Annotated in this window: 23 protein-coding genes, 1 tRNA gene, 1 pseudogene and 1 other annotated feature; of the genes and pseudogenes, 13 read left to right on the plus strand and 12 right to left on the minus strand. The window is 69.2% G+C overall.

The window, feature by feature from the left end:
- Positions 1–28: 28 nt before the first annotated feature.
- Positions 29–102: transfer RNA gene (locus tag FJQ56_RS21540), tRNA-Gly, on the minus strand.
- Between the two features lie 79 nt (positions 103–181).
- Here FJQ56_RS21540 and FJQ56_RS21545 point away from each other — a divergent pair.
- Positions 182–1,399 carry a TerD family protein gene (locus FJQ56_RS21545; RefSeq protein WP_140011718.1) on the plus strand — a complete coding sequence of 406 codons (1,218 nt, stop codon included), beginning with the start codon at positions 182–184 and terminating at the stop codon, positions 1,397–1,399.
- 130 nt (positions 1,400–1,529) lie between these two features.
- On the opposite strand, the gene FJQ56_RS21550 is transcribed toward FJQ56_RS21545, so the two are convergent.
- Positions 1,530–4,565 carry a hypothetical protein gene (locus FJQ56_RS21550; RefSeq protein WP_140011719.1) on the minus strand — a complete coding sequence of 1,012 codons (3,036 nt, stop codon included), beginning with the start codon at positions 4,563–4,565 and terminating at the stop codon, positions 1,530–1,532.
- A gap of 224 nt (positions 4,566–4,789) precedes the next feature.
- On the minus strand, positions 4,790–6,520 hold the full coding sequence (locus FJQ56_RS21555) for a DEAD/DEAH box helicase (RefSeq protein WP_140011720.1): 1,731 nt from the start codon (positions 6,518–6,520) through the stop codon (positions 4,790–4,792).
- Between the two features lie 113 nt (positions 6,521–6,633).
- Here FJQ56_RS21555 and FJQ56_RS21560 point away from each other — a divergent pair, with 113 nt between their 5' ends.
- Together FJQ56_RS21560 and FJQ56_RS21565 are read left to right on the plus strand one after the other, a co-directional pair.
- Positions 6,634–8,070 carry an APC family permease gene (locus FJQ56_RS21560; protein ID WP_211351340.1) on the plus strand — a complete coding sequence of 479 codons (1,437 nt, stop codon included), beginning with the start codon at positions 6,634–6,636 and terminating at the stop codon, positions 8,068–8,070.
- Between the two features lie 161 nt (positions 8,071–8,231).
- Positions 8,232–9,125 (plus strand): sulfite exporter TauE/SafE family protein, encoded by an 894-nt coding sequence (locus tag FJQ56_RS21565; RefSeq protein ID WP_140011721.1) that lies wholly within the window; start codon positions 8,232–8,234, stop codon positions 9,123–9,125.
- Between the two features lie 58 nt (positions 9,126–9,183).
- Here the strand turns inward: FJQ56_RS21565 and FJQ56_RS22985 are convergent, their stop codons facing one another.
- The 4 genes from FJQ56_RS22985 to FJQ56_RS21585 all read right to left on the minus strand — a co-directional run bounded on the left by FJQ56_RS22985 (position 9,184) and on the right by FJQ56_RS21585 (position 13,356).
- A complete protein-coding gene (locus FJQ56_RS22985; protein ID WP_140011722.1) occupies positions 9,184–10,236 on the minus strand; it encodes a collagen-like domain-containing protein in 1,053 nt (350 codons plus the stop codon).
- Between the two features lie 169 nt (positions 10,237–10,405).
- Complete coding sequence (locus FJQ56_RS21575; protein ID WP_140011723.1) at positions 10,406–10,921, minus strand: hypothetical protein; 516 nt, start codon at positions 10,919–10,921, stop codon at positions 10,406–10,408.
- Positions 10,922–10,988: 67 nt separating this feature from the next.
- Positions 10,989–12,551: an MFS transporter gene (locus FJQ56_RS21580; protein WP_246084307.1), complete on the minus strand. Its 1,563-nt coding sequence runs from the start codon at positions 12,549–12,551 to the stop codon at positions 10,989–10,991.
- A 94-nt stretch (positions 12,552–12,645) separates the two neighbouring features.
- The gene (locus tag FJQ56_RS21585) at positions 12,646–13,356 is read right to left on the minus strand and encodes a class I SAM-dependent methyltransferase (protein ID WP_140011724.1); all 711 of its coding nucleotides are present in this window, start codon (positions 13,354–13,356) and stop codon (positions 12,646–12,648) included.
- 109 nt (positions 13,357–13,465) lie between these two features.
- Here FJQ56_RS21585 and FJQ56_RS21590 point away from each other — a divergent pair, with 109 nt between their 5' ends.
- From FJQ56_RS21590 to FJQ56_RS21605, 4 genes are all read left to right on the plus strand, one after another.
- On the plus strand, positions 13,466–14,059 hold the full coding sequence (locus FJQ56_RS21590; RefSeq protein WP_140011725.1) for a helix-turn-helix domain-containing protein: 594 nt from the start codon (positions 13,466–13,468) through the stop codon (positions 14,057–14,059).
- A 196-nt stretch (positions 14,060–14,255) separates the two neighbouring features.
- On the plus strand, positions 14,256–15,269 hold the full coding sequence (locus tag FJQ56_RS21595; RefSeq protein ID WP_140011726.1) for a hypothetical protein: 1,014 nt from the start codon (positions 14,256–14,258) through the stop codon (positions 15,267–15,269).
- Positions 15,270–15,425: 156 nt separating this feature from the next.
- Positions 15,426–16,325 carry an ABC transporter ATP-binding protein gene (locus FJQ56_RS21600; protein ID WP_211351341.1) on the plus strand — a complete coding sequence of 300 codons (900 nt, stop codon included), beginning with the start codon at positions 15,426–15,428 and terminating at the stop codon, positions 16,323–16,325.
- A complete protein-coding gene (locus FJQ56_RS21605; RefSeq protein ID WP_140011727.1) occupies positions 16,322–17,383 on the plus strand; it encodes an ABC transporter permease in 1,062 nt (353 codons plus the stop codon). Before FJQ56_RS21600 ends, FJQ56_RS21605 begins: the two co-directional genes overlap by 4 nt.
- Positions 17,384–17,392: 9 nt before the next feature.
- On the opposite strand, the gene FJQ56_RS21610 is transcribed toward FJQ56_RS21605, so the two are convergent.
- From FJQ56_RS21610 to FJQ56_RS21620, 3 genes are all read right to left on the minus strand, one after another.
- On the minus strand, positions 17,393–17,737 hold the full coding sequence (locus FJQ56_RS21610; RefSeq protein ID WP_140011728.1) for a hypothetical protein: 345 nt from the start codon (positions 17,735–17,737) through the stop codon (positions 17,393–17,395).
- 156 nt (positions 17,738–17,893) lie between these two features.
- Positions 17,894–18,136, minus strand: a complete 243-nt coding sequence (locus tag FJQ56_RS21615) for a hypothetical protein (RefSeq protein WP_140011729.1) — start codon at positions 18,134–18,136, stop codon at positions 17,894–17,896.
- Between the two features lie 144 nt (positions 18,137–18,280).
- Positions 18,281–18,520, minus strand: coding sequence for a hypothetical protein (locus FJQ56_RS21620; RefSeq protein WP_140011730.1), 240 nt, complete (start codon positions 18,518–18,520; stop codon positions 18,281–18,283).
- Positions 18,521–20,003: 1,483 nt separating this feature from the next.
- Here FJQ56_RS21620 and FJQ56_RS21625 point away from each other — a divergent pair.
- The 5 genes from FJQ56_RS21625 to FJQ56_RS21645 all read left to right on the plus strand — a co-directional run bounded on the left by FJQ56_RS21625 (position 20,004) and on the right by FJQ56_RS21645 (position 23,251).
- Positions 20,004–20,318 carry a DNA gyrase subunit A gene (locus FJQ56_RS21625; protein WP_140011731.1) on the plus strand — a complete coding sequence of 105 codons (315 nt, stop codon included), beginning with the start codon at positions 20,004–20,006 and terminating at the stop codon, positions 20,316–20,318.
- Between the two features lie 425 nt (positions 20,319–20,743).
- Positions 20,744–21,472 (plus strand): DUF2975 domain-containing protein, encoded by a 729-nt coding sequence (locus FJQ56_RS21630; RefSeq protein ID WP_140011732.1) that lies wholly within the window; start codon positions 20,744–20,746, stop codon positions 21,470–21,472.
- Between the two features lie 6 nt (positions 21,473–21,478).
- Positions 21,479–21,712: a helix-turn-helix domain-containing protein gene (locus tag FJQ56_RS21635; protein ID WP_140011733.1), complete on the plus strand. Its 234-nt coding sequence runs from the start codon at positions 21,479–21,481 to the stop codon at positions 21,710–21,712.
- Positions 21,713–21,780: 68 nt separating this feature from the next.
- Positions 21,781–22,020: a hypothetical protein gene (locus tag FJQ56_RS21640; RefSeq protein WP_140011734.1), complete on the plus strand. Its 240-nt coding sequence runs from the start codon at positions 21,781–21,783 to the stop codon at positions 22,018–22,020.
- Between the two features lie 73 nt (positions 22,021–22,093).
- Complete coding sequence (locus FJQ56_RS21645) at positions 22,094–23,251, plus strand: DUF6461 domain-containing protein (protein WP_140011735.1); 1,158 nt, start codon at positions 22,094–22,096, stop codon at positions 23,249–23,251.
- A 20-nt stretch (positions 23,252–23,271) separates the two neighbouring features.
- On the opposite strand, the pseudogene FJQ56_RS21650 reads toward FJQ56_RS21645, so the two are convergent.
- Together FJQ56_RS21650 and FJQ56_RS21655 are read right to left on the minus strand one after the other, a co-directional pair.
- Positions 23,272–24,550: pseudogene (locus FJQ56_RS21650) on the minus strand (IS3 family transposase).
- Positions 24,129–24,272, minus strand: a sequence feature (AL1L pseudoknot). (Overlaps the previous pseudogene by 144 nt.)
- Positions 24,551–25,190: 640 nt before the next feature.
- Positions 25,191–25,799 carry an NYN domain-containing protein gene (locus FJQ56_RS21655; protein ID WP_140011736.1) on the minus strand — a complete coding sequence of 203 codons (609 nt, stop codon included), beginning with the start codon at positions 25,797–25,799 and terminating at the stop codon, positions 25,191–25,193.
- Between the two features lie 143 nt (positions 25,800–25,942).
- Here FJQ56_RS21655 and FJQ56_RS21660 point away from each other — a divergent pair, with 143 nt between their 5' ends.
- A complete protein-coding gene (locus FJQ56_RS21660) occupies positions 25,943–26,176 on the plus strand; it encodes a hypothetical protein (protein WP_140011737.1) in 234 nt (77 codons plus the stop codon).
- Positions 26,177–26,351: the final 175 nt, after the last annotated feature.

A 26,351-nucleotide genomic window follows, 5' to 3' on the forward strand; every position in this document is an offset into this window, starting at 1 on the left:
CGGATCGCGTCGCCGTGGCCACGTCGTATGGAGCGGACGCGAGGATTCGAACCTCGACCCCTTCCCTGGAAGGGAAGCGTGCTGCAGTTACACCACGTCCGCGAGACCGGTCCCTCACGAGACCGGCACGGTCGAAGTATGCCGCACCGTCCCGACGACGGTGCGCCCGTAGGCTCGGCGCATGTCGCAGACGTTGGGCAAGGGCCAGAACCTCGCGCTGCCGCCGGGTCCGGTCGCCGTGCACGTGCAGGCGGGCGCGTCGGTCGACGTGTCCGCGTTGCTGCTCACCGCGGCCGGCAAGGTCCGCAGCGACGACGACTTCGTGTTCTACAACCAGCCGTCCGCTGGCGGCGTGCGCCACCGCGCGGACGGGGTCGACGTCGACCCCGCCCAGGTGCCGCCCGACATCGAGCGCGTCGTGGTGACCGCGAGTCTCGACGGCAGCGGTCCGGCGACCTTCGCGCAGCTCGGCTCACTGACGCTGACGGTCTCGGTCGGCGGCTCGGCGGTCGCCACGTTCGTCCCCGACGGCCTCACCACCGAGACCGCCCTGCTGTGCGTCGAGGTCTACCGGCGCCAGGGCGCGTGGAAGGTGCGCGCGGTCGGCCAGGGGTACGCCGACGGGCTGGCCGGGATCGCCACCGACTTCGGCATCTCGGTGGGCGACGTGGCCCCACCACCGCCGCCGCCCCCGCCACCCGCTGCCTCGACACCGCCTCCACCGCCCCCGCCGCCGGCGGCCTCGACACCCACCCCCCCACCGCCGCCCGCGAGCAGACCCCCGTCACTGACCAAGATCACGCTCACCAAGCGCGGCGAGTCGGTCAACCTCACCAAGGGTGGCGGCGGCGCCTTCGTGGTCAACCTCGACTGGAACCAGGCGGCACCGCAGGGGCAGAAGGGCCAGAAGCGCGGCTTCCTGCAACCGAAGAGCCAGGGGATCGACCTCGACCTCGCTTGCCTCTACGTGCTCGCGTCGGGCCAGATCAGCGGTATCCAGGCGCTCGGCAACAAGTTCGGCAGCTACGACCAGGAGCCGTGGATCCTGCTCGACCGCGACGACCGCAGCGGCGCTGCCACCGGGGGCGAGACCATGCGGATCAACGAGAAGCACTCCGCCAAGTTCGACCGGATCCTCATCTACGCGATGATCTACGAGGGGGTCGCCAACTGGTCGCAGGCCGACGGCGTCGTCCGCGTGACCCAGCAGGGCGGCCCCGAGATCGAGGTCCGGCTCGACGAGAGCCAGCCGCTGCGGATCTGTGCGGTCGCCATGCTCACCCACACCGGCGGCGGTCAGATGAAGGCCGAGCGGCTGGTCACCTACCACCGCGACCAGCGCGCCATGGACGAGGCGTACGGGATCGGCGCACCGTGGGGCGGCCCGGCCCGCAAGTAGCCCGTCGCGGCGGACGGCCGAGGGCGCACGGTGCCACCGCACACCGAGGCGGGGCCGGCGCTGCCCTGCTCGTCACCAGGAGTGTCGAGCAGAGGCGCACCGGCCCCGCCTCGGGCGTGCCCCGGACGTCCTACCCCGAGCGCACGTCGGTCGGGTCGGACCCCTTGCGCACCTCGGTGCCGTCGTTGACCGTGCCGTTGTCGGTGTCGGAGTCGACGGGGTCGGTGCGGTGCCGGCCGTGGCGGGTGTTGGCGCTGCCGGTGACCTCCTGGCGGTCGTTCAGGCCGTCGCCGTCGCTGTCCTTCCTGACCGGGTTGGACCGACGCTTGCCGATGACGAACGAGCCGTCCTTGATCACGACCCGCTGGTTGAGGGTGGACCCGCGGACCTCCTTCGTGTCGGTCAGCCCGTCGCGGTCGGTGTCCTTCGCGCACGGGCTGGGCTTGACCAGGCCGATCGCCCTGGAGCTGCCCCCTCGCACGACCTTCTGCGTCAGCGTGACCCCACGGATCTCGGTGCCGTCAGCGAGGCCGTCGGCGTCGGTGTCGGCCCGCCGTGGCGACGTACGGCAGCCCGAGTAGCCGGTCGAGCCGTTCACCTCGCGCCCGTCCTGCAAGCCGTCGTTGTCGGTGTCGGCGTCGCGCGGGTTGGTGTGCAGCGAGGCCTCCCGGGTGTTGCTCAGCCCGTCCCGGTCGATGTCGTTGTCGTCGGTGCCCAGCAGCGGGTCGCCTCCGACGCGCACCTCGGTCCCGTCCGCGACCCGTCCGTTGTCGGTGTCGTGGTCGGCGGGGTCCGACTTCTTGCGCCCGTGCTTGGTGTTGGCGCTGCCGGTGACCTCCTGACGGTCGAGCAGCGTGTCCCCGTCGGTGTCGCGGCGGACCGGGTCGGTCCGGCGCGTGCCGATCCGGAACGTGCCCGTGGGGGTCCGCACCGCCTGGTTGATCGCGAACCCGTTGAGCTCCTGGCGGTCGGTGAGGTCGTCCTTGTCGGTGTCCTTGGCACAGGCGTTGGTCCGGACGAGTCCGATCATCCGGACGCCCCGGGACGACGTGACCTTCTGCCTCACGACGAACCCGGTGGTCTCCGTCCCGTCGCCGATGCCGTCGGCGTCGGTGTCGACCTTGACGGGCGAGGAGCTGCAGCCGCTGTAGACGATCGACCCGGTGACCTCGTCGCCGTCGGTCAGGCTGTCGTCGTCGGTGTCGACGTCGAGCGGGTCGGACCCGACCTCGTCCTCGTCCTCGTCGGTGAGTCCGTCGCCGTCGGAGTCACTGGTGGCGGAGTCGTCGGACCCGTCGAGCGGGTCGGTCCCCAGCGAGACCTCGACGCCGTCGCTGACCCCGCCGTCGTCGGTGTCGGGGTCGAGCGGGTCGGTCTTGGTGGTGTTGACCTCGACGCCGTCGGTCAGGCCGTCGTCGTCGGAGTCCGCATCAGCCGGGTCGGTACCCGCCGCAGCCTCCTGGCCGGCGTCGAGACCGTCACCGTCGGGGTCGGTCACCGGGACGTCGTCGGAGCCCACGAGCGGGTCGGTGCCCGCCGCGACCTCGGCCCCGTCCTTGACGCCGCCGTCGTCGGTGTCGGCGTCGAGCGGGTCGGTCTTGGTGGTGTTGACCTCCGCACCGTCGGTCAGGCCGTCGTCGTCGGAGTCCGCATCGGCCGGGTCGGTGCCTGCCGCAGCCTCCTGCGCGGCGTCGAGACCGTCACCGTCGGGGTCGGTCACCGGCACGTCGTCCGAGCCCACGAGCGGGTCGGTGCCCGCTGCGACTTCCGCTCCGTCCTTGACCCCGCCATTGTCGGTGTCGGCGTCGAGCGGGTCGGTCTTGGTGGTGTTGACCTCGACGCCGTCGCTCAGGCCGTCGTCGTCGGAGTCCGCATCGGCCGGGTCGGTACCGGCCGCAGCCTCCTGGCCGGCGTCGAGACCGTCACCGTCGGGGTCCGGCGACGAGGACAGGTCGTCGGAGCCCACGAGCGGGTCGGTGCCCGCTGCGACCTCGGCCCCGTCGTTGACCCCACCGTCGTCGGTGTCGGCGTCGAGCGGGTCGGTCTTGGTGGTGTTGACCTCGACGCCGTCGCTCAGGCCGTCGTCGTCGGTGTCCGCGTCCTCGGGGTCGGTGCCGAGAGGACCCTCGGCGAGGTCGCCCAGGCCGTCACCGTCGGTGTCGACGACGGTGTCCTGCTCGCACGCGACGCCGCCCACCGGCGCCGTGGCGGACGTCGACATGGAGCCGACCCCGAGGTCGAGGTCGACCAGGGTGGTGCCGATCGCCGCGGTCACCTCGAGGTCGATCGCGATCACCGAGTCGAGCGTGGCGGAGGCCGAGGTGGCCGTCACCGTGGCGTCGGGCTGAGGTGTCCGGACGGTCAGGTCGACGGTCAGGGCGCCGAGGTCGATCGGCACCTCGAGCGCGGCTCCGTCCCTCGGTACGTCGAGACGACGGCCGTCCTCGAGCCGGACCGTGACCCGCGGCGCGGAGTAGTCGGTGGTGCCGGTGGCGCCGCCCGCCGTCGCCGTCAGGACCGCGGGACTGGCGACCTCGACGACCGCCTCGCCACCGAGCAGCGACACGTCGCCGACCTCGGTGCGGGTCTCGGAGACCAGACGGTCGCGCGGACCGCCGACCACGTCGACGAGCCTGGTGGTGCTGGTCGTGGTCGACGCGGCAACCCGGGCCGTGGTGGCGATGCCAGGGACGCCCAGCACGCTGAGGCCGGCGAGCCGGGTCCGGGCCGAGCCCAGGAGGCGCTGGCCGCCGGCGGACGGCAGGCACGAGGCGTCGTCGGCGTACGCCGCGGCGACGTCGCCCACGATGGCGTCGAGGCTGGCGACCGGGGCGAGCGGCACCGGGAGCAGCGTGCGGGACGGCGGGTCGCTCGACGGCGGGGCCGTCGCCTCGAGCCGGTCGGCCGGCAGGCTGGTGCCGCCGACCGCGACGTCGACGTTGCTGCTGGTCGACGTCACGTCGGGAGACGTGGCGGTGTCGACGGCCGTCTGGCCGTGACCGATCGCGACGCCGGTCAGCTGACCGCCGAGCAGACGCGCGTCGAGGGAGACGATGTCGCCGTGGGCGGCCGCGGCGTACGGACCGGGATCCGCTGGCGCGGCCGAGGCGGGCGGCCCCACCGCCATGACGGCCGAGACGGTCGCCAGGGAGGTCAGGACGGCCACGAGGGAGCGTGGCGACGGATGGAAGGCGGGAGCACGCACAACTTCTCCAAGGGTGGTGAGGGGGGAGTGTGTGGGGGGAGTGTGTGGGGGGACTTCGCGACTCCGTACCCGCCGCCCGGGCAGACATGAGCGTGATTTGACCTGTCACCCCTTGGGGTGGTAGGTCGACTCACCTCACCCCGAGCCCTCGTGGGCGGCCCGTGGGCGGCTCGTGGCCGCACCGGTCAGGCGGGGTCCTCGGTCAGCGTCGTCGGCGGCAGCCAGTCGGCCCCGAGGAGCTGGGCGAGGTCGGCCAGGCCGGTGGTGTCGCTTCCCACCGTGTCGGAGGCGGCGGCGATCCGCTCCACCATCACCTTGCCGACCTGCTCCTCGACCGTGCCCTCGGCGTACGCGATGTGCCACGGCGAGACCTGGTGGTCGCGGTGGGTGCGTCCGGTCACCTGCCGGGCGGCGATGCCCGAGAAGCGGGCCTGGTGGAAGACACCCACCCGCGGCTCGCTGCTCGCCCGACGACCCTCGGCGAGGGTCTCGCCGGCGTGCAGGCTGATCGAGGCGACCGTGGTGAAGACACAGACTTTCGCCTGCCCTGTCTGGAACCTGAGCCGCTCGGCCTCGGCGTCGAACCGGTCGCGGCCGTAGATCGTGGCCACCTCGATGCCGGAGTCGCGCAGCCGATCGGCGATGGGGTCGGCGGCGGTCGAGACGAACTCGACCGAGCACGCCACCTGGCGCTCGGCCTCGACCTGCTGGGCGATCCACGCGACCGTCGCGTCGACCCGGATCAGCCCGGCCTTCTGCCGGAAGCGCAGCAGCGCGGCCCGCCCCTTCGCCGTACTGCGGCCGCGACGGGCGATGTCCATCTCCCGACAGAACGCGCCCCACTCCGCCTCGTACGCCGTCCGCTCGGCCGGCGTCAGCGCCACCGGCATGCCGGAGATCGGCACCGGCCCCCACGGTGCGGCGCGGTGCAGCATGGCCGGCGGCCGCTGGTCGGCCAGCCAGCCCCGCACCAGCTGGAGGTCGGCGGCGCGGCGCGCCGGGTCGGTGGTCCAGGTCGCACCGTTACGGCCCGGCTCCACGCCGACACCGTGTCGTTCGAGTGCGGTGGAGAAGGTCGCCCCCGGCTGCGTCGCGGAGGTCCACTCCCGCACGGGCTCGCCGAGCGCCTGCGCGAAGGCGGGAGCGAGGTAGGGCAGCTCGAGCGGCGTGTGTCCTGGCGTCGCGGTCGTCGCGATGACGAACGGCGCCTTGTCGTGGGCCCGCCCGTGCCCCGAGACCTTGACCCAGTGCTTCCACCGCTTGGTCGTCGTACGACGCAGCGCGTGGGCCTCGTCGGCGATGATCACGTCCCACTCGTGGCCCGTGACCTTCTCGAGCCGGTCCCACGTGATGACCACCCACTCCAGGCCGCCGTCGCCCAGCGCCGTGATCGTGCGGCACCAGTGGCCGATGGTGATCGCGGCCGGCCGGTCGGCCACGACGAGCACCCGCCGCGCACCCCGCAGGTCGCCGACCGCCGTCGCACCGAGCACCGCGGCGATCGTCTTGCCCACGCCGGGCTCGTCGGCCAGCAGGAACTGCCGGCCGCCCGCCGCGGCGCGCTCCGCGATCGCGTCTGCCGCCTCGAACTGGATCCGGCGCGGCTCGAGTGCGTCGGTCGCCTCGGGCGCGGGCGTCGGGTCGTCGGGGTTGAGGGTGTTCTCGACGAACCGGCCGAGCGTGTGCGGCCCCGGGGCGTACGGCGCGAGGTGGGCCGGCAGCGCGCGCCCGACGTACAGGTGGGTCCGGACCGCCGGGTGCCAGGTGGCGCCCTCGACCTGCGTGCCGTAGGGGACGTCGAGCACCCACAGCCGCTCCCCCGGCCCGGCGACCGGCAACGCCCGCGGCGTCGTCCGCGACCCGGAACGGCGCGACGTGCTGCGCCGACCGGCACTGGTTCGACGGGGACCGGCCACCCCCGGACGCTACCGAGGCCCTCGTCTCGCGGCCGAGCGGGACTCGTTGACAAACGCCGCCCCGACACGGTGGGGTCGTTCACCACCCCCTTCCCCGGATTCGAGGTACGGCCGTGGCTGACAGCACTCTGACCGTTGACGACGACACCACCGACGAGGGTGGGCTCAAGCGCTCCATCACCGGCGGGCAGCTCTTCTTCTACACCCTGGGCGACGTGCTGGGCTCGGGGATCTACGTCCTCATCGGCCTGGTCGCCGCTGCGGTGGGCGGGGCGTTCTGGCTGGCGTTCGCCGCCGGGATCGCGGTCGCCGCGATCACCGGATCGGCGTACGCCGAGCTGGTGACGAAGTACCCCCAGGCCGCCGGGTCCTCGCTCTACGTGCAGAAGGCGTTCGGCAACCGGGCGATCACCTTCCTGGTCACCGTCTCGTTCCTCGCGGCCAGCTTCGCGGCCACCGGCTCGCTGGCCGCCGGCTTCTCGTCGTACTTCGGTCAGCTGTGGGGCGCACCGCCCGCGCTGCTGGTGTCGCTCGTCTTCGTCGCCCTCCTGGTGCTGGTCAACTACATCGGCATCACCGAGTCGGTGGTCGCCAACATGCTGATGACCTTCGTCGAGCTCAGCGGCCTGATCATCGTGATCGTCATCGCGGTCGTGCACGTCGCGAGAGGTGACGCCGACTTCGCGACGCTCACCGACATCAGCGTCGCCGGCAGCCCGGCGCTCGCCGTCCTGGCCGGCGTCTCGCTCTCCTTCTTCGCCATGACCGGCTTCGAGAACACCGCCAACGTGGCCGAGGAGACGATCGACCCGTGCAAGGCCTTCCCGCGCTCGCTCGTCGGAGGCATGGTCGTGGCGGGCATCGTCTACGTGCTGGTCTCCATGGCGGCGGCGCTGACGGTGCCCACCGATCGGCTCGCGGGGTCCGACGTGGCGCTGCTCGAGGTCGTCAAGGAGGGCATCCTGCCGTTCTCGACCGACCTGATGACCACCATCTTCACCGTGATCGCGCTCGTCGCGATCACCAACACCGCGCTGGTCACGATGGTCACCCAGCCGCGCATCCTCTACGGCATGGCCAACGAGGACGTCGTCCCCGCGGTCTTCGCCAAGATCCACCCGACCCGGCGCAGCCCGTGGGTCGGACTGCTCTTCGGCGGCCTCGTGGTGGGCGCCCTGCTCGTCGCCGGGACCGTGGTCCTGGAGGCCGGAGGCAAGCTCGACCTGGTCGAGCGTCTCGCCCTGGTGACGGTGGTCCTCCTGCTCGCGATCTACGCGCTGGTGATCGTGACGTGCCTCAAGCTGCGCGGCCGCGACGAGCACGACCGCGCGTTCCGGGCCAACACCCCCCTGCTCGTCCTGGGGCTGGTGGGCAACCTCGCGATCCTCTACTACACGATCGACGACGACCCGAAGGCGCTGCTGTGGTGTGCCGCGCTGCTCGCCATCGGCGGGGTGCTCTACGTCGCGGAGAAGCTCTTCGGCAGCAAGGCCGAGCCTGCGGGAGACCCCGACCCGACCACCACCTCCGACGGTACGGCGGCCCGCTGACCGCCGCGGCCTTCGCCGACGAGCTCTCCGACACCGAGCGCACGGCGTCCTGGGACAGGCTGTCCACGCCTGATCCGCCGTGTGGTCACCAGGACTCAAAGCCGTCTTAGTCGACTATTCTGGTGACTTAACCCACTCGCTCCCGTTCCCAGGACACGTCCATGTGGCTCATCGCGGCCTTCGCCCTCGCCGGCGGTCTGGCACAGCTCGTCGACGGCACCCTCGGCATGGGCTTCGGCGTCACGTCGGCGACCGTGCTGCTCGCCCTCGGCATCGCTCCCGCCACCGCCAGCGCCGCCACGCATGCCGCCAAGCTCCCCACCACACTGGTCTCGGGCCTGTCCCACTGGCGCGCGGGCAACGTCGACCGCGCCGTGTTCCTGCGGGTGGCCGTTCCCGGGGCGGTCGGCGGCTTCCTCGGCGCGATGGTGCTGACCTGGATCAGCCTGGCCGCGGCGAAGGGCACGATGGCGGGCCTGCTGCTGTTCTTCGGTGTGGTCATCCTGGTCCGCTTCGGCTTCGGGCTGCGGATCATCCCGGTGCCCCGGTCGGGGAACACAGCCCGCTGGCTCGCGCCGATCGGACTGCTCGGGGGCTTCGTCGACGCGACCGGAGGCGGCGGGTGGGGCCCGGTCGTGACCCCCAGCCTGATGACCGTCACCCGGCACGAGCCACGCAAGATCGTCGGCACCACCAACGCCGCCGAGTTCGCCGTGGCCGTCTCGGTCTCCCTCGGCTTCCTGATCACCGGCACCACCCACCAGGACATCCCCTGGCTCCCGGTCCTCGGCCTGGTCCTGGGCGGGGTCGCCGTGGCGCCGTACGCCGCCCGGCTGGCCGGCCGCCTGCCCCACGCGCCGATGGGCGCGATGGTCGGAGGCCTGATCATCCTGGTCAACGCCGCCGCCGTGCTGGGAACCGTCGCCGACCTACCGGTGTGGCTCGACCTGGCACTGATCGTGGGCTGGATCGGCGTGGTCGCCCGGGTCGCGTGGCGCGCGTGGCAGCGCGAGCGAGCGATCTCCAGGGAGCCTGTGCTCGTCGACCCCGTCTGAGGTTGGGACTCGGGCGTCAGGTCCTTGCCCGATGCCCTTGACGGGAGATCCCTCCGTATCAGCTGACGGAGGCGTTGAGCACGAACCAGCAGTCGTCGTCGAGCCCCTCCGGGCCCGTGTTGATGGGCCGCCAGCGACTGGCGATGAGGGTGAGCGCGGTGCTGCCGTCGCGTGCGACGGCCTGGATGGTCCTCGTGGCGAGTCCCGTGCGGTGGTCCCGGTAGTCGGGCGCGGCGAACATCTGGTCGGCGCGGTACTGGCCCTGGAAGGGGGGGATGGCGGCGAGGTTGAACCACGAGTTGGTCTGGGCGGGCGGTTCGTCGGTGTAGTAGTCGTCCGGCGTGTTGGGCTGGCCGTCCAGGTTGATGATCAGCCGGTCGTTGAAGTTCCAGTCGGACCTGCACTCGGCCCGGACCGTCCAGCGACCGATCGTGACCGGGGCCGAGGTGTCGACCGTGTCGTAGTACGGCAGGACCGCCCGGAAGTTCCACGTCTTCTCCAGGACCGGACCGGCCGGACCGGTGGCGCCGGTCTCGCCCTGCGGGCCGACCGCTCCGGTGTCACCCTTCGCGCCGGTGTCACCCTTCGCGCCGGCGTCCCCGGTGTCGCCCTGCGCGCCGGTGGCTCCCGTGGCTCCACGCTCACCTTGCGGCCCGACGTCACCCGTGGGCCCGCTGGGACCGATCGGGCCCATGGGGCCGATCGGTCCGGTGTCGCCGGTGGCGCCCTGCGCGCCAGTGGCGCCCTGTGCTCCGGCGGCTCCGGTGTCCCCCTGGGGACCGACCCCGCCTGCGGGGCCGCTCGCACCGGTCGCACCCGCGGCACCGGTCGTTCCTCGCGCACCGGTCGCCCCGGTGGCGCCGCGGACGCCGGCCTTGTTCCAGCTGACGGCCACCTCGCGCTTCGTCCCGCTCGCCTTGGTCGCGCAGGGCTTCTTCGTCGTCGGCAGCCGCAGCGCGCCCGTCGAGACGTTCTCGCACGCCTTGATGACCGTGCTCGAGCTGCTGGAGGAGGAGACGGCGTACGACAGCCCGCCCACCGCCAGGCTGATGCCGACCGTGGCGGCCGCCACGGTGCCGAGTCGTGACCGTGTCGCCGTGAACCGAGCCATGCTGCTCCCCTTGGATGTCCCTACGTGTCGGCTCAGCGTGACACCCGCTCGCCCGGACCGCAGGAGAACGGGTGGCTTGGCTGAGGGGGTCGACGGGCGACGCACCTCAGGAGCGCCCGGGACCCGGTATGACCGGTCGCTCGTCCTCGTGCGTGCCTGGGCATCGCAGCTAGAAGGTCCCACCAGTCAGCCAGACGAACCAGGCGAACAGGACGACTGCCGAGCCGGTAGCGGTGGAGTAGTAGAGGACGCCTCGTCGTCCGAATCCCTCGACGACTGCGCCCAGGCCGAGCAGCACTCCCACGCACGCCATCACGAACTGGGCAGCGTACCGACGGTCGCCGGAGTAGTCCTCGGGACAGCTGTCCCCGCACTGGTTGCCCGCGAGGTAGGCCGCACTGAGAAACACGACGAGAAGTCCACCGGCGACCACCAAGGACGCGAGCCCACGGACGACCTGCTTCCAGACGTCCGTGCGCTGGACGCTCGCGCCTGCGTGAGTCTGCACAACACCAGCGTCCCAGAACCAGGCGAGACCCAACCGAGTCTCGCCATGAACGGGCGTATCGGGGTCCCGGAGGCCTGGATGGACGACCTTCCAATCGTCGGATGATGACTCCGGGTCGTGGTCGTCCTGATCGCATCCGCGTATCAGGTCGCCGTCCTCGTCGACGACACCCGCCATCCGACATGTCCGGGCGCATCGCCCGTCCTGGACGCGGTGACGTGACGCGCTGTCGTGGACGACGGTCCTACCTGGTGCCGGCGGTGTCCAGGTCAGGCCGGTCCGGTCTCTCCGGGCGGAGGACGATGAACAGGAGCAGGGCGACCATGGCCGCGACACCCGCCCACATCGCGTGCTGCCAGCCGTCGACGAACGACTGTCGGGCTGCGTTGATGAGTGCATCTGACGGGTCGTCGAGGTCGCTGGCCGCGGCGACCGCGTTCGCGAGACCCTCGCGTGCCGGCCGGGCGACGTCGTCCGGGGCTCCGACCAGTTGCGGTTCGATCGCGTTGCGATAGCCGGCGGTGAGGACTGCGCCGAGGAGGGCGACGCCGATGGCGGTCCCGAACTCCCGGGTGACGTCGTTGAGAGCCGAGGCGAGTCCTTGCCTGTTCTGTGACAGCGAGCTGGTGATCGCCTCGGTGGAGGGGGTCATGGCGAGCCCCATCCCGAACCCGAGGGACAGGATGCCGGGCAGCACGCTCAGGTATCCGCCATCGACCGAGACCAGGGTCGCCATGAGGACGAGACCGAGGGTGACCACCCCGACGCCGAGTGCCATGGTCCGGCGGCTGCCGGCGTGTTGGGCAACCCTCGGAGCAAGGACCGAAGAGGCCATCATCAAGACCGCCATGGGCAGCATTCCCGCGGTGGCGTGCAGAGCGGACCAACCCAGGACCACCTGGAGAAAGGGGAACAGGACGACGAGGATGCCGGCTTGGACCCCGAAGACGACCAGGATGGACAGCGACCCGGTAGCGAGCCGTCGGTCCCGGAACAGCCGGATGTCCAGCAGTGGCGCGTGCTGGCGGAGCTCCCAACGGGCGAACCCGAGGGTGGCGGCGGCGCCGATGACGAGCGCAGCGAGGGTCGCTGGCTCATCCCATCCGTTGACCGGGCCTTCATGGAGGGCGTAGACGAGGCCGAGGACCGCGAGCATGGACGCGACTGAGCCCAGGGTGTCGAACCGGTGCTCGCTGGGTTCGCGGGTGCTGGGGACCGAACGGATCGTCATGGCCGCAGCGACCACGACGAGGACGATGGGGAGAGCGAACAACCACCGCCAGGACGCGACGTCGACCAGGACCGCGGAGAGGTACATGCCGAGTAGTCCGCCGCCACCGCCGACAGCGGTCCATGCCCCGATGCCCTTGGCGCGTTCTTCCTCGGGGAACGTGGAGGTGATCACGGCCAGGGTGACCGGCATGATCATCGCGGCGCCGACACCGGCGACGAACCGGGATGCCAGCATCATCTCGGTCGAGGTGGCCACCGCAGAGCTCGCGTTCGCCAGGCCGAAGAGGGTCAGCCCGGCCAGCAGCATGGGTTTGCGACCCCACCTGTCGCCAAGTGCGCCGAGCGGGAGCAGGAGTGCTGCCAGGCTGAGCGTGTAGAGGTTGATGAACCACAGGACCTCGCTCTGCGAGGCGTCGAAGTCCACGGCCAGTTCGGGTTGGGCGACGTTGAGGCCGGTGACCGAGGCGATCACGGCCATGAGGGCGACGCAGACAGCGACCAGGACCGCGCGCCGCTGGCGAGGATCGTCGATGATCGGGTCGGCCTGCTCAGCGGTTGGTGGGGTGGGACTCACGATGGTTCCTCTCGAAGGCGCGGGTGGTCCACGCCGTGCCGGAGCGGCAGGCGCACAGGGGCCGCGGTCGGGTGTGGTGGTGGGTGGCGGTCGGCTAGTGGCGGCGGGTGGCCCGGACGACGACGTCGTTGATCGTGACCCTGCGCGCGGCCGGACCCATCGCGGTCCGCTGGGACTCCTCGGCCGTCACGACCTGCCAGACCTCGGGGTCGAGGAGCTCGGTGATCGCCGCCGCAGTCGCGGACGCCTCTGCCGGCGGCTGGCTCTCGTGCTGGGCATCGGCGCCGTGACTGTGCCTGTGGCCCTGCCCGTGGCCCTGCCCGTGCCCGTGGCCCTGCTCGTGCTCGCCGGCGGTGGCCGTGGCGTCGTCGTGGTGGAGGTGGCCGACGATGAGGAGGGTGCCGTGCGGTCCGACCCAGGTGGCGATGCGCCGGTAGAACTCGAGCTGAGGGATCGCGGGGTGTGCGTAGTGGGTCGTGACCAGGTCGTACTGCTCCTCGGGCTCCCAGGTCGACAGATCGGCCTGCACCCACCGCACCCGCTGGCCCACCCCTGCCTCGGCTGCACGGCGTTCGCCGAAAGCGAGCGCAGTGCCAGCGACGTCGGCCGCGGTGACGGTCCACCCGGCGGCGGCAAGCCAGACCGCCTCGGCGCCGGCGCCGCAGCCGGCGTCGATGGCGGCACCCGGTGCCAGCTCCCCGACCTGGCGGACGAGATGAGGGTTCGGCGCACTCGTGCTCATCGCACCCGCTCGCCCACCCGACCAGACGTCGTCCCAGTACTGCTCGTCGAAAGCGTGGTTCACGCCGTGCCCTTCGCTAGCTGCTGTCGGCCGCCATGCGCGACCCTCCCACCGAGAATGACCTCGGGCGGCCCAATGAGCAAACACAGTTGCCAAATGGCAAACTACTGTCATGGACGACACCGACCGCACCCTCGATGCCGTGGGGCCACAACTCAAGGAGCTCCGTCAGCGACGCGAGATCACGTTGCACGAGCTCTCGGACGAGACCGGCATCTCGATCAGCACCCTGTCGAGGCTCGAAGCGGGCCTACGACGCCCGACCTTGGAACAGCTGCTGCCGCTGGCGCGCTCCTACGGTGTGACGCTCGACGAGCTCGTCGACGCACCGCCGACGGGCGACCCCCGGGTCAACCTCCGACCGCTACCCACCACCGACGGCCGCACCATCCTGCCCCTGAGCCGACGTCCTGGCGGGATCCAGGCCTACAAGTTCGTCCTCCCCGCAAGTGCGGACGACCAGGAGCCGGATCTGCGGACGCACGAGGGCTACGACTGGGCTTTCGTCCTCAGCGGACGCCTGCGGCTGGTGCTCGGCAAGCACGACCTGGTTCTCGAGCCCGGCGAAGCCGCGGAGTTCGACACCCGCACCCCGCACTGGTTCGGCGCCACGAGTGCTGGCCCCGTCGAGTTCTTGAGCCTCGTCGGAAGACAGGGCGAACGAGCTCATCTGCGTGCCGCCCCTAGGCGACGGCTTCAGGACTGACCCGACCGAGTGGGCCGCATGGTTGTCAGCCCGTTGGACGCACCTACGAGGACGAAGAAGTTCAGACGCGGTGGGAGCCGAAAAAGTTGCTCAGAACTCGCATGAGTATTCGCTTCCCTCAAGGCCCTCGCGGCCCCATGCTTTCGCTCAACCGCGGGCCTCCGCGACATGACCCACTCCCAACCTAGGACCCAGAATGACCGGCATCCGCCACCCCCGCACCCGCCTGACCCTCACCGCCCTCCTCGCCGCTCTGCTGGCGATCTGCACGATGACCACGGCCTTCCTCACCGCCCCGGCCCAGGCCGCAGGGAGCGTGACGATCCGGCCCGAGAGCCTGCCCCGCGGGGCCGAGGTCCGGGGCGCCCACCTGGCCTCCGCGGGCAGCAAGACGATCATCGACGGCGACGTGAAGGTCACCGTCCGGGGGGACTACGTCCACCTGTTCGGCAAGTCCGGCACGTCGTACGTCGTGTACGTGGTGCGCGGCCAGGTCTCCTCCGTCGTGCGCGTCGGTCCCGGTGGCAGCGAGCGCGTCGTCGCGGCGGACGCCGGCGTGGGCGGCCCCCGCCTGGCCTCCGACGGCGGTCTGCTCGCGGTCACTCGGTCGGCCAACGCCACCCGCACCAAGATCGACGTGATCAAGGTCAGCACGGGCCGCACCGTGCTCAGCCGCACGTTCTCCGGCGCCAAGTCGGTCCTCGACATCCGCGGCAGCCGTGCGATCCTCGCCAGCGGCGGTAGCGGCGTCCTCGGCACCTACAGCTGGAACCTCAGCACCGGCCGGAGCACGCTGCTCACCCGCCGCTCCGGTTCGGCCGCCGACCTGCGCACCGGCCTGCTGGCGACCTACGACAAGGACCCCTACGACGGCGGATGCTCGATCCTGACGACCATCGCGCAGCCGTCGAAGACGCTGTGGAGGTCGTGCAGCGAGCGGGTCGGGTCCTTCTCGCCCGACGGCCGACGGATCTCCACCCTCTACATCCTCAGCGACAGCCTCGGGCCCGCCGTGGTCCACACCCGCAGCATCCACGGCTACCTGCTGGCGTCGTACAAGGTCGACGGCGGCTACTCCGCCGGGGAGAGCTGGGAGTCGGACAAGGTGCTCCTGCTCGGCGCCTACGGGCACGACAAGGCGGCCACGGTGCGGTGCACCGGCAGCACCTGCGTGCGCGCCACGGCGTTGGCCGACGTCCCGACCTACTGAGGAGGACCTGCGGGCCCAGCGTCCCGACCACCCGGCAATCCCCGCTACTCCCGTCCCGTCTCGAACGGGACGGGAGCAGCGGGCGCTGAGCTGTACGCACCGGATGTGGAGGCTCGTCAGGGGAGACCGTCGCTGTCGATCGCTTATGGTCGCGGGGTGGCAGCCATCGAGGCGAGCGACCTCGCCATCAGCTACGGCGACCTGCGCGCCGTCGACGGGGTGTCGTTCGAGGTCGCCGAAGGTGAGTTCTTCGGCCTGCTCGGACCCAACGGCGCCGGCAAGACCACGACCCTGGAGATGATCGAGGGTCTGCGCCGGCCCGACTCCGGCAGCGTGCGTGTGCTCGGCGAGCCGGTCTGGCCACGCAACGCCGCCCTGCTCCCGCGCATCGGCGTCCAGCTGCAGGCCTCGGCGTTCTTCGAGCGGCTGACCGCCCGCGAGCAGCTGCGCACCTTCGCCTCCTTGTACGGCGTCCCCGCGACCGCCGCCGACGATTGGCTCGAGCGGGTCGGTCTGGTCGACAAGGCCGGCGCCCGGGTCGAGGACCTCTCCGGTGGCCAGGCGCAACGGCTCTCGATCGCCTGTGCGCTGGTGCACGACCCCGAGCTGGTCTTCCTCGACGAGCCCACCGCGGCACTTGACCCCCAGGCGCGCCGCAACCTGTGGGACCTGCTGTCCGGACTCACCGAGTCGGGGCGCACCGTGGTGCTCACCACCCACTACATGGACGAGGCCGAGATCCTCTGCGACCGCGTCGCGATCATCGACCGTGGCCGGATCCTGCAGTGCGACACCCCCGCCGCCCTGGTGCGCGGGCTCGACGCGCCGGCCAGGGTCACCGTCGGACCCGGCCAGCTCACCCTCGACGAGGCCCGGGCGATCGAGGGCGTGGACAACGCCACCGAGTCGGTCGACGGCACCGTGCTCACGACCCGGACCCCCGCCCCACTGCTCGGCCGCCTCGCCGCGCAGGACCGCCTCGACGGCGTACGCGTGCAGACCGGCACCCTCGAGGACGTCTTCCTCGACCTCACCGGGCGGGAGTACCGCGCATGAGCGCGTTCACCGCCCTGAGCCTGGCGAACCTCAAGGGCTTCACCCGCGACAAGGCGGCGGTGTTCTTCTCGCTCGTCTTCCCGCTGATGTTCCTGGTGCTGTTCGGCGGCGTCCTCGCCGACCAGTCGCAGTCCGAGATCGAGATGGTCCAGGTCGGCGACGTCGCCCTGGTCGACGAGATGCCCGCGCAGGCCCGCGCGGCGTTCGACCAGACCTTCGACGTCACCCGGGCCGACAGCCTCGCGGACGCGCTCGACGAGGTGCGCAAGGGCGACGCGGACGTCGCGATCGAGATGAGGGGCGACACCCTGGTCGCGCACTACACGCAGACCGACCAGGTCAAGGCAGGCATCACGCAGGGCACGCTGCGGTCCTTCGTCGACGGGGCCAACGTCGCAGCGAGCGGCGCCCCACCGGCGTACTCCTTCACCGCCGACCGGGTCGAGGACGACTCGCTGTCGACCATCCAGTTCGTCACCCCCGGCCTGCTCGGCTGGGCGGTGGCGATGAGCGCGGCGTTCGGGGCGGCGGCGACCATCCAGGGCTGGCGGCAGAGCAAGCTGATCCGGCGCCTCCAGCTCGCGCCGGTCTCCACGCGCACCGTCGTCGCGGCCCGGATCACCGTCGCGGTCGCGATCGCCCTGGTGCAGCTCGCGGTCTTCCTCGGGCTCGGCGTGGCGGCGTTCGGCCTGACCCTGACCGGCTCGTGGTTGATGGTGGTCCCGATGCTGGTGGTCGGCACCCTGTGCTTCATGGCCGTCGGCCTGCTGGCCGGCGCGCTGACCACCACCACCGAGGGCGCGGTCAACGCGGCCAACTTCCTGGTGCTGCCGATGGCGTTCCTGTCGGGGTCGTTCTTCTCCCTCGACGGCGCCCCCGCCTGGCTTCGCACCGTCTCCGACCTGCTGCCGCTCAAGCACCTCAACGAGGGGATGCTCGACGTGATGGTGCGCGGCGAGGGACCGGCCGCTGCCTTGCCAGCGATCGGGATCCTGGCCGGGTTCGCGATCGTAGTGACCTTGATCGCCGCGCGGTTGTTCCGGTGGGACGCGGCCTGAACGCCCGGCTCAGCAATGCCCAGTGAGGTAGACGAGCGTGGTGCCGTCGTCGGCCTGCCAGACGCCTGCGTTCCACATCTCGTGCTTGCCCAGCTGCTTCGTGGTCGGCCGACCGGAGATGACGTGCGGCCGTACGTCAGCCCAACGGACCCGCGCCTCGTTCTCGGAGAACCACTCGAACTGTCCGGTGCTGTACATGTCCAGGACGAGCCCGGCGCCGGACCCGATCAACTCGTCCGCGACCGAGGGCGTGGCTCTGGTCCCTCGACGTGAGTACGCCCGCCCATCGGCACCGGTGATCTGGCCCCGGCCGGTGTGCTCAGGCAACTGAACCTCCCGCAGGTCGACCTTCATGGCTTCACGCTAAGCCCCGCATCGCCGCTGCAACCGCTCGATCTCGGCAGGGCCGGGCGCATCACCTGTCCTAGAGGCTGCTACTAGACGACTCCCTCGGGACCGGTGTCGGCGAGCGCGCTGTTAGCGGCATGGTCGGGCGGTCGTTCGAACGCGCTACATCTCGTCTGCGAAGAAGAGCCCGAGAACCGCGCCCACGATGCCGATGACGATGAAGACAGCCCCAACCGCGCGCGCAGTCCCCGGTGTCATCCTGCGCCGTGCCGCTTCAGGCTGGCGCATGCTCTCCGACTGGCGGCGTGCAGCGGTTGAGAACTCGTCGGCGTTGAAGATGAGAAGCGCCCCCACGCCGACCCCCACAACAAGAGAGACAACGACCTGTACCCAGTCCGTTTCCACGGTCGAATGTTAGAGGCCAATCAGGTCCCTCGCATGACAACCGCTAGACGCCCGACCTTCGGCAGGTCCGGGCGCATCGGTGCTCGAGCTGAGGCTCATAAGCCTTCGTTATTGCACCTGGGATCGGCCCGGCAATCAGCATCCTCAGCTCAGGATGGTTCGACGGATGCCAGCCTTCGCGGGCCAGGCTTCGGTGACGAGAACGGTCGAGGCCCAGTCGGGTTCAACGTCGACTGGTGCACCGAGTGCCACCAGGTAGCGATGCAACATTGGACCGGTGAAGCGGTCCCGCTTGCGCCGGTTGCTGTAGGCGGCAGTCTCCTCGAAGTCGTATGATTCCCCGCCCTCCTCGAAAACCCACCGGCCGCCGTCGTTCATGGCCACGATGTGTCGCCTGAAGAGAAGGTCGTCCCGGCTCTCTGGGTGGCTGACTTCCAGAATTACGGCCGGGTGTACGCCTTCGGCCCAGACTGCCCTGATTGCCGTGCACCCCAGGTCACGGGCCGCATGCATCGGAAGCAAGCCCACGTCAGTACCAAGTGGGCCGTCTGTGACTAGCAGCGTCCAAGCCCCAATCGGAACGCACGCCCGCTGAGTGAGAGGAACACTCCTCGGCAGCGCCTGCGACACGTCACGGAAGGTCGCCCACTCGGGTCGTGACAGCGTCCCCTTCACATCAGCAGCAAGCCACTCAGCTAGCCCAGGTGCTGGGTAGTCGAAGTAACCAACCGTTTCCAGGAGGGGTCCGCTGGCCGGGTCAGGCAACGAGTGCGACACGTTCGTGAGTATCTCTGCCTTCGACGCTAGGCACCACACGGACCGACGTCCGCGGAACCGGCTCATAAACCTTCGTATTTGAGTCGCTGTCCAAGGCACAGCCTGATTGAGCGACCAGCGACCAGCGACCAGCGACCAGCGGTCAACGGTCAACGAACGGCTGACGACAGAGCTGAGGGGACCCGCGCGTGACGGCCTGGCGGTGTGCGCCGAACGGACTATCGAAGAAGAGCTTGAAGGACGCCGATCCAGAGAACAACGACCCCCGCGACTCCGAGTCCGATGGCTGGCAACGTGGCAACGGGACCACGGTCGCCCTTCTCCGATCCCAAACCGGCTTTTCTCGCTGTGTCTTTCCCGAACATCGCTCTGTAGATGTCGCCATCCATCGGGCCCCTCATCCACATGAGACCCGCAAACAGCAGCATGACAACGCCAATAACAATCAAGACTCTGGCCCCTGTGTAGTCGCCAACTCGACCCCTGCCCGTACTGCAAGCAGAGTCGAGTTCTGGCTGGACGTTCTCTGTGTTAGCCGTATCGCTGCTACCGCGCCGCAGGCAAGGTCCAACCGCCGCCCGGATGTGAAGCAAAGGAGGATACAGACTTTGGGCCGTCCGCTGTCACGACCTAGGTAAAGCTCGGCGGCCGGACTCCTAGGATCGCGGGATGTTGCAGAACTGGTCGTCGTCGCCGTTGTGGCTCCGCGTGCTGAGCCTCCTGGGGATCCCATGGGCCATCGCCTTCATCGCGATAGGAGTGCCACTGTTGTTCACGAGCGGCCCAGGATTGCCGCTCATCATCCTTGGACTCTTAGGTCTCTCTCCCTGGGTCTTCATCGCCTCACGGCAGTACGTCTGACTCGCGACATGATGGATGGGTCTGACCCTCGTACGTGAGAATCCCTAGGCACGCCCATGGCTCGGCGACGGCCGATCTGATGCCTGTCCGATGAGGCTCCTAAACGTTCGTTTCTGAGCCGCCTTCGCCGACGCCAACAGCTCACGTGCCCTGAAAGCGGCTTGGTCGGGCGGAGCCCGCAGCGCGGCATGGTCGGCGGACCTCCGCCGGCTTGTGTGAGAGCCGGGTCATGACCGATCAGCAGAAGGCGTACGCGAAGGAATTGGAGCGCGCGACCGAGCGATTGCAGATCGTCCAGGCGATGGCGCTTGCCTCTGAGGAGCCACACCGCCTTGTTGATGTTCTGTTCGATGCGGTGGACGTCAGTGATGCATCGAGCCGCGTCCGAGCTGAGTTCGGCTTCTCTGAGGTGCAGGCAGAGGCGGTCCTCGACGCACAGTTTCGGCGTCTGTCTCGGCGTGACCGTGACCGAATGGCCCAGATGGTTGTCGACACCCAAGCTGCGGTTGACGAACTCACCGAGCTTGCGAATGGCGCGGCCTGAGGCCGCAGCGCGGCATGGTTAGACGCACAGGTGGGAGGAACTTCAATCCGCGCTCGCCTCAATCGCGCAGCGCGCAGCCCCGACTGTCGACTAGAGCAAGCAGACTCGTGTGTGGGCAGGTCAAGAACGTTCGTTTGTGAGCCGGCTAGCGCTGGCACTTCGGCGCCCTCATACGGGCGGCTACATATCTGGCGCCGGGGCGACGGCCACGCCTCGCGACGCGCCTAGCGTCCGGCAGCCTCGCCGCAACACCCGAAGCGTGCCGCGAGAGAAGCACTGTCCGCCACGCCGAACCCAGGACCGCCAGCGAGGGTGTTGGCGCCGGAACCGCGCCTGCCGAATGTGGCCAAGTCGCCTGTGACGGTGTCGAAGGTGACAACTGAGCCCGTCTGACATATCGTTTCTCGATACCAACGCTAAACGATATGGAGGCCGTCATGGCCCGCCGATCTACCGCTTCTAACGACCCACTCGCGCCGGTCGAGACGGTCATTCGAGTCTCGGCGTTCTTCGTCTCTGCGTCGTTCGCCGTCTTCGGCCTGCTCGCTCTCGCCCAGCTTGTGTTCACCGGTTCTGCCGGGTTCACCATCAACGACGTGGGTGACGGCCGAGCGTGCGCCACGTACAACGCTCGCGGCAGCAGCTCCTCAACCAGCGGGGCTACCTACGGTGACAGCCAGACAGACGCCCGGCAGGAATTGCCGCCGTCCGAGATCCGCGGCTTCGACGAGGAGGCCGCGGACTACACGTCCGACACCTACCGCGTGTGCTTGACCGACGCGTCCACAGTGCAGCAGATCGCGGGGCTCACGGGACCGCTGGCAGGGCTCGCCGGCTTCTACGTTGTCGGTTTCAGCGTCCTGGGAGTCGTGCGATCAGCACGCCGGGGCGGTCTGTTCGTTCCGGAAACCGTGACTCGGGTGCGCCGCCTCGGGTGGCTGCTGCTTGGGATTGGGGTGCTGGTGCCAATCATTCAGGCAGCAGCTGACGGGATCATCGTGAGAGCCGCGATCCCAGACCGCTCCTGGTACGCCGACCTCGACCGAGTCGGGTTCTCCTGGACCCTGTTGGTCACCGCCGTCGGCGTGATCACCGTCGCCCGGGTGCTGGACCGCGGAGTGGTCCTCCAAGACGACGTCGATGCGACGATCTGAGTCGCGATGAGTGTCGATCCTGCCGATGACGCAGACCACTCGGTCGTGTTGCACCTCGACGAGCTCCTCGCCCAACGCGGCATGACCCTCACCCAGCTTGCCCAACAAGTTGGCGTCACCGTCGTGAACCTCTCGATCTTGAAGAACGGACGCGCCAAGGCGGTGCGGTTCAACACCCTCACCGCCTTGTGCCACGCCCTGGACTGCCAGCCAGGCGACCTCTTAAGCGTCAAGACCTAACAGTCGCCACCCCGATCACCCTGCCCGCACATGCGGCGCGGCAGACCTACCGAAATGAGCAGAGCGTAATGACCGAAGAACTAGACCCGATCGCACCGTCTCCCTCTGAGTTAATCCTTACCTTCTCCCCGCTGCTGATACACGTCGCCCTCGTTGCATTCGTCGTCATCAAGATGCTTCGGGGCAAGGCGACTGCGCCGTACGGGGTGTTCGGGTTTCTCCTGGTGTTCTTCGTGCCGATCGTCGGGCCCTTGCTCGTCTTGATCTGGCAAGACCGTCTCGAGGAGCACCAGGGCGCCGCGAGCTAGATCTCCCAGCGCGGCGTTGACGACTGAATCCGGCGGATCGGCGGCCGCTGGCGAGGGTCATAAACCTTCGTATTTGAGCCTGCTGGACCCGGTCATCTCAGGCGCCCTCAAGGTGGCAAGGTCGGGCGCGACGCGCCTTGTGCGCGATCGTCTGACGGCTGACTACCCTTCGGCTGTGAACGTTGATTTCAGTCAGTTCGCTTGGGTGGTCACTCAGCCCAGTCCTTACGCCACCAGTGGGTGCGTCACGCTGGTTGCGGGAAGCGATCGAGAACAGGCCCTTCGGGCCGTTGGCGCTGACCTAGACGGCTCCACTGCTCACCTCTCCGATTTGGAGGCGCAAGGCCTCGACACGGTAGTCGCACTTGACCTCATCGTTGGAGAAGCCTTCGGCACTGTGCTGGCCGAAACGCAGGGTTCTCACGGGCTGCGCCGAGCCGTGCTCGCTGCCCTTTCGAAGCGCGGCAAGGCCGCGAGCGTGTACTGGGACGTCGACGACACCGTTGTCTTGTCCTGCGCCCGCAAGGGCAAGGTGCTTTGTCAAACAGATGACCCGTTCGATGCCGAGGACCTCCCACGCTCCCTCGCGAAGCTTGCCCGTGAGGCCGAAACCCGGGGCATCGACGACGTCCTGGCGGCACTAACCATGGCCGTGGAATTCACCGGTGCCGCGCCGGCAGTCGACGCGCTACTAAACCAACGGCCGGGCCGGTTTGCGATCACGGCCCCTGTCAACGATTTACCAATCACACCGGAAGAACTCATCGGCCTCGAGAAGCCCAGCCCCGAGGTCGTGCGAGCGGTTACTGGTGCCACCGACAAGCAGCGGCGGCAACTGGCGACATGGTCAGCACGACAGGCCGTGGCAGCGGCCCAGTTGGAGTCCCTTCCGGGCGTCATCTCCATCCTCAAGCAGGTCCACACAACGGGGTCAGCGCGAAGCACCCCTGCCTTTGAACGGATGAGCACCGAGCACGACAGATCCGGCAAAGCCCGTGATGCCATGCCCCCTGGGGAACGGCACGACGCCGCCGTCTTCGAACACCGGCTCAACCACTGTGCGTTGTCGGCGCTCCGATACCTCCTGGTGGCCGACACAACCACAGCAGCACTTGGAGCAACCGAATTCGCCGGGCGCGCCAGCGCTTTGAGGCAGGGCCTTCGGCGTACAACCGGCAATGTCGCGTTCTTCGAAGAAGCACTGAGCACCCTCGACAGCTTCGACCGTTAGACCCCTGTCGCGTGCCGGGTTCAGTGGAGGCTCTGAACTGACGCCTCGACGGTAGTCGGGGTTTTGTTGTGCCGGTAGTGGTTGTCCTCGTACTCGGCTGGTGGGACTAGTCCGATCTCGCCATGAAGGCGGCGGTGGTTGAACCAGTCGATGTACTCAGCGAATGCGAGCTCGAGGTCGTCGATGTTCTTCCACGGTCCCTTGTTGCGGACCAGCTCGGCCTTGAAGAGCGAGTTGAACGCCTCGGCCAACGCGTTGTCATACGAGTCGCCGGTCGAGCCGACTGATGCAACAGCGCCGGCCTCGGCGAGTCGCTGGGTGTACCGCACGGCGAGGTACTGAACACCCTTGTCGGAGTGTGCGATGACTCCGGTGACGTCGTGCCCGGCGTGCTCGCGGGTCCATAGCCCCATCTCCAAGGCGTCCAACGCCAGGTCGGTGCGCAGGCTCTTCGACAGCTGCCAGCCCACCACGCGGCGTGAGTAGACGTCGATGACGAACGCCGCGTAGACCCAGCCGGCGAAGGTCCGGCAGTAGGTGATGTCGGCAACCCAGACCCGGTTCGGTGCGGGTGCTGCGAAGTTGCGGTCCAGCAGGTCCAGACGGCTGTCAGGACCGCGGCCCCCGATCGTGGTCCGCGGGCCCTTGGCCCTGCTGATCCCGCCCTGCTGATCCCGCGCAGCCCATCGGCGCGCATCAACCGATGCACGGTGCACCTGGCGATCTGGTGGCCGGTGCGGTTCAGCTCGGCGTGCATCTTGCGGACCCCGTACACGCCGTAGTTCTCCGCATGCACGCGCCGCATCACCTCGAGGTGACGCTGATCGGCCACGGCCCGGGCCGAGACGGGCCTGGTCTTCGCGGCGTGGTAGCTGCTCGGGGCGATCTGCATCCCGGCCCGTCGCAGGACGGTGCAGATCGGCTCGACCCCGAACCGCTCGCGGTACTGGTCGATGTAGTCGACCAGCACCGCCGTACTCACTTCAGCTTGCGGTCGAGCTCCGCTGCGGCGAAAGACGCTGACGCCGTTCGCAGGATCTCGTTGGCCCGCCGCAGCTCGCGGTTCTCGCGTTCGAGCTCGGCGATCCGCTGCGCCTCCGCGGTAGTGACGCCGGGTCGGTGGCCCTGGTCGATCTCGGCCTGCCCGACCCAGTTGCGCAGCGTCTCGGGATTGATCCCCAGCTGCTCAACAACCCGCTTGAGCGCACCCGACCTGGTCACCGGGTCACGCCGCAGATCGACCGCCATCCGGATAGCTCGCTCCCGAAGCTCCTCGGGGTACTTCCTCGGTGCTGCCATGACTCTCATCCTTCCGTGGAATGAGAGCCTCCATCAGACCCGGCACGCGACACCCTCGCACGAGCAAGGGTTCCCCCCGTTCAAGGTTGCGCCCGCAGCGGGCAGCCGGACTGGCTGCGCTGCGCCACGCTGCCTTCCGGCAGCACCCGGCTCTTGACATCAGGGGCGGATCGCGCCTGCGCGGCGAGGCTCAAAACGGTCGTTTTGAACCCTCGTCGGCACCGGCAGCTTTGCACCCTGAGCGCGGCCTGTGCGGGCGGGGAGTGGTCTGCTGCGTGCCTACCGACCGTCGCTCGGTCGTCTCCGAGGCTTCCGCCATGACTGGACACCCACGGCGACGAAGCCCCCAATGCCGACGACACCCAGCAACCACACGGGGATGCCCTTGCGGGTCGTCTCGCCCCAGCCCAATCCGAAGCACACAGCGACGATGAAGCCACCGAAGACGACGGCAAGCAAGACACCTACTGGGTTCTTCGGCCGCATGGCCTACCTATATCAACTCCCAACGGTTCTCGTCCTCGAAACGTAGGGCTGGACCATGTTGCGGGGCCTTCGGTCTCACGGCAGGCGCAGCCGATATCGTCTGGTACCGGTCCAAACCCTCCTAAGGGCAAGGATGGGTGGCGGCACCCCTGCGTCAGAGGCCGCCAGTCCCTCGGGTGTCGCGGCAGCTAATGAAGTCCTGCTCGTCGAGGAAATGGCAGAACGGAAGTCGTCGTGGTGGCGTGCTCCGCAGTCCCTCGGGAAACCAGAGCGGCTTCGCGGTTGACCAACATGCGATCTCCACCCGGGGTTGCAGCTTGTGAAACAGCAGCTCGAGTGTCGGGAGCTGGTCGGTGTCGTTGCTGAAAACCACCGCGGTGTCGAAGTCGCCATTCATAGCCGACTCGACCGCCCCGATAGCCAGGGCCACATCGATGCCCTTTTCCTCTGCGCGCCACGAGCCGTCGTCCTCGACGACGTAGCGGAGATCTCGTCGCACGACGTTCACACCGTCGGCTTCCCAAGCGGCCGCGAGCAGATCGTTGGCACTCGTTGCCTCAGGCTGGAACATCGGCAGCGGCCGACCCCGGTAGACATGGACGCCGGCCAGGTCTCCACCGGAGCGTCGCTTCTCGAGAATCCGCTTGGCGATCTTGAGGGGGTCGATCACGGTCTCGTACTTCGGCTCACCAACGCCGCCGAACCGACCGTGTCCGCCACGGTGTGCGTTCTCGTAGTCGATGAAAACTGCTACACGTTCCATGACGGACCTCCCGCAACGAAAAAGCCCCACCAATCCCGTGAGGGAAGGTGGGGAGCAATGAGTAGACCTTACACACTCTTGCGTGGCGGTGCACGCTGAACTGCAGAGAACGCAGCGGGGGATCTTGCGGGAGAGGGAGTGCCATGGATGGCTACGGAGTCGAGGTTGACGGGCTTGGGTGCGCGACCGCGTACGGGAATGGGTGGCATCGCGATCTTGGCCGGATCGAGAACGATCACATCCTCGGTTGGCAGGCCGTCGACCTCCACGGGCGCCAGCTGCTCAAGGTGAGAGTGAATCTCCGCGACGACGCGGTACGAGCCCTGGTCCGCGCGGCGGGCCTCCAGAACGGCTACACCACCCGCTGGGCCAGGTAGCTGCTCGGGAACGAAAGCACGCGTCCCGGCGCAGGAGATGGGTTGTGGGCCGTGGCGAGGTGAAGCTGCGCGACGTGCCCTGCCCAAGTAGACGGGGCCTCAGGTCAGCGTGGGTGATGACCGCTGGCCTCATCTAGTAACGCTGGGCGGGTACTCACTGCGCGGTGCTGATCCC

Origin of the sequence: Nocardioides plantarum, from assembly GCF_006346395.1 — a bacterium.
Lineage (GTDB): Bacteria > Actinomycetota > Actinomycetes > Propionibacteriales > Nocardioidaceae > Nocardioides > Nocardioides plantarum.

Excerpts from the sequence above, each read along its gene's own strand:
- FJQ56_RS21545 (WP_140011718.1), top strand. The coding sequence starts at position 182 with ATGTCGCAGACGTTGGGCAAGGGCCAGAACCTCGCGCTGCCGCCGGGT.
- FJQ56_RS21565 (WP_140011721.1), top strand. The coding sequence starts at position 8,232 with ATGTGGCTCATCGCGGCCTTCGCCCTCGCCGGCGGTCTGGCACAGCTC.
- FJQ56_RS22985 (WP_140011722.1), bottom strand. The coding sequence starts at position 10,236 with ATGGCTCGGTTCACGGCGACACGGTCACGACTCGGCACCGTGGCGGCC.
- FJQ56_RS21575 (WP_140011723.1), bottom strand. The coding sequence starts at position 10,921 with ATGGCGGGTGTCGTCGACGAGGACGGCGACCTGATACGCGGATGCGAT.
- FJQ56_RS21590 (WP_140011725.1), top strand. The coding sequence starts at position 13,466 with ATGGACGACACCGACCGCACCCTCGATGCCGTGGGGCCACAACTCAAG.
- FJQ56_RS21595 (WP_140011726.1), top strand. The coding sequence starts at position 14,256 with ATGACCGGCATCCGCCACCCCCGCACCCGCCTGACCCTCACCGCCCTC.
- FJQ56_RS21605 (WP_140011727.1), top strand. The coding sequence starts at position 16,322 with ATGAGCGCGTTCACCGCCCTGAGCCTGGCGAACCTCAAGGGCTTCACC.
- FJQ56_RS21610 (WP_140011728.1), bottom strand. The coding sequence starts at position 17,737 with ATGAAGGTCGACCTGCGGGAGGTTCAGTTGCCTGAGCACACCGGCCGG.
- FJQ56_RS21625 (WP_140011731.1), top strand. The coding sequence starts at position 20,004 with ATGACCGATCAGCAGAAGGCGTACGCGAAGGAATTGGAGCGCGCGACC.
- FJQ56_RS21630 (WP_140011732.1), top strand. The coding sequence starts at position 20,744 with ATGGAGGCCGTCATGGCCCGCCGATCTACCGCTTCTAACGACCCACTC.
- FJQ56_RS21635 (WP_140011733.1), top strand. The coding sequence starts at position 21,479 with ATGAGTGTCGATCCTGCCGATGACGCAGACCACTCGGTCGTGTTGCAC.
- FJQ56_RS21640 (WP_140011734.1), top strand. The coding sequence starts at position 21,781 with ATGACCGAAGAACTAGACCCGATCGCACCGTCTCCCTCTGAGTTAATC.
- FJQ56_RS21655 (WP_140011736.1), bottom strand. The coding sequence starts at position 25,799 with ATGGAACGTGTAGCAGTTTTCATCGACTACGAGAACGCACACCGTGGC.
- FJQ56_RS21660 (WP_140011737.1), top strand. The coding sequence starts at position 25,943 with ATGGATGGCTACGGAGTCGAGGTTGACGGGCTTGGGTGCGCGACCGCG.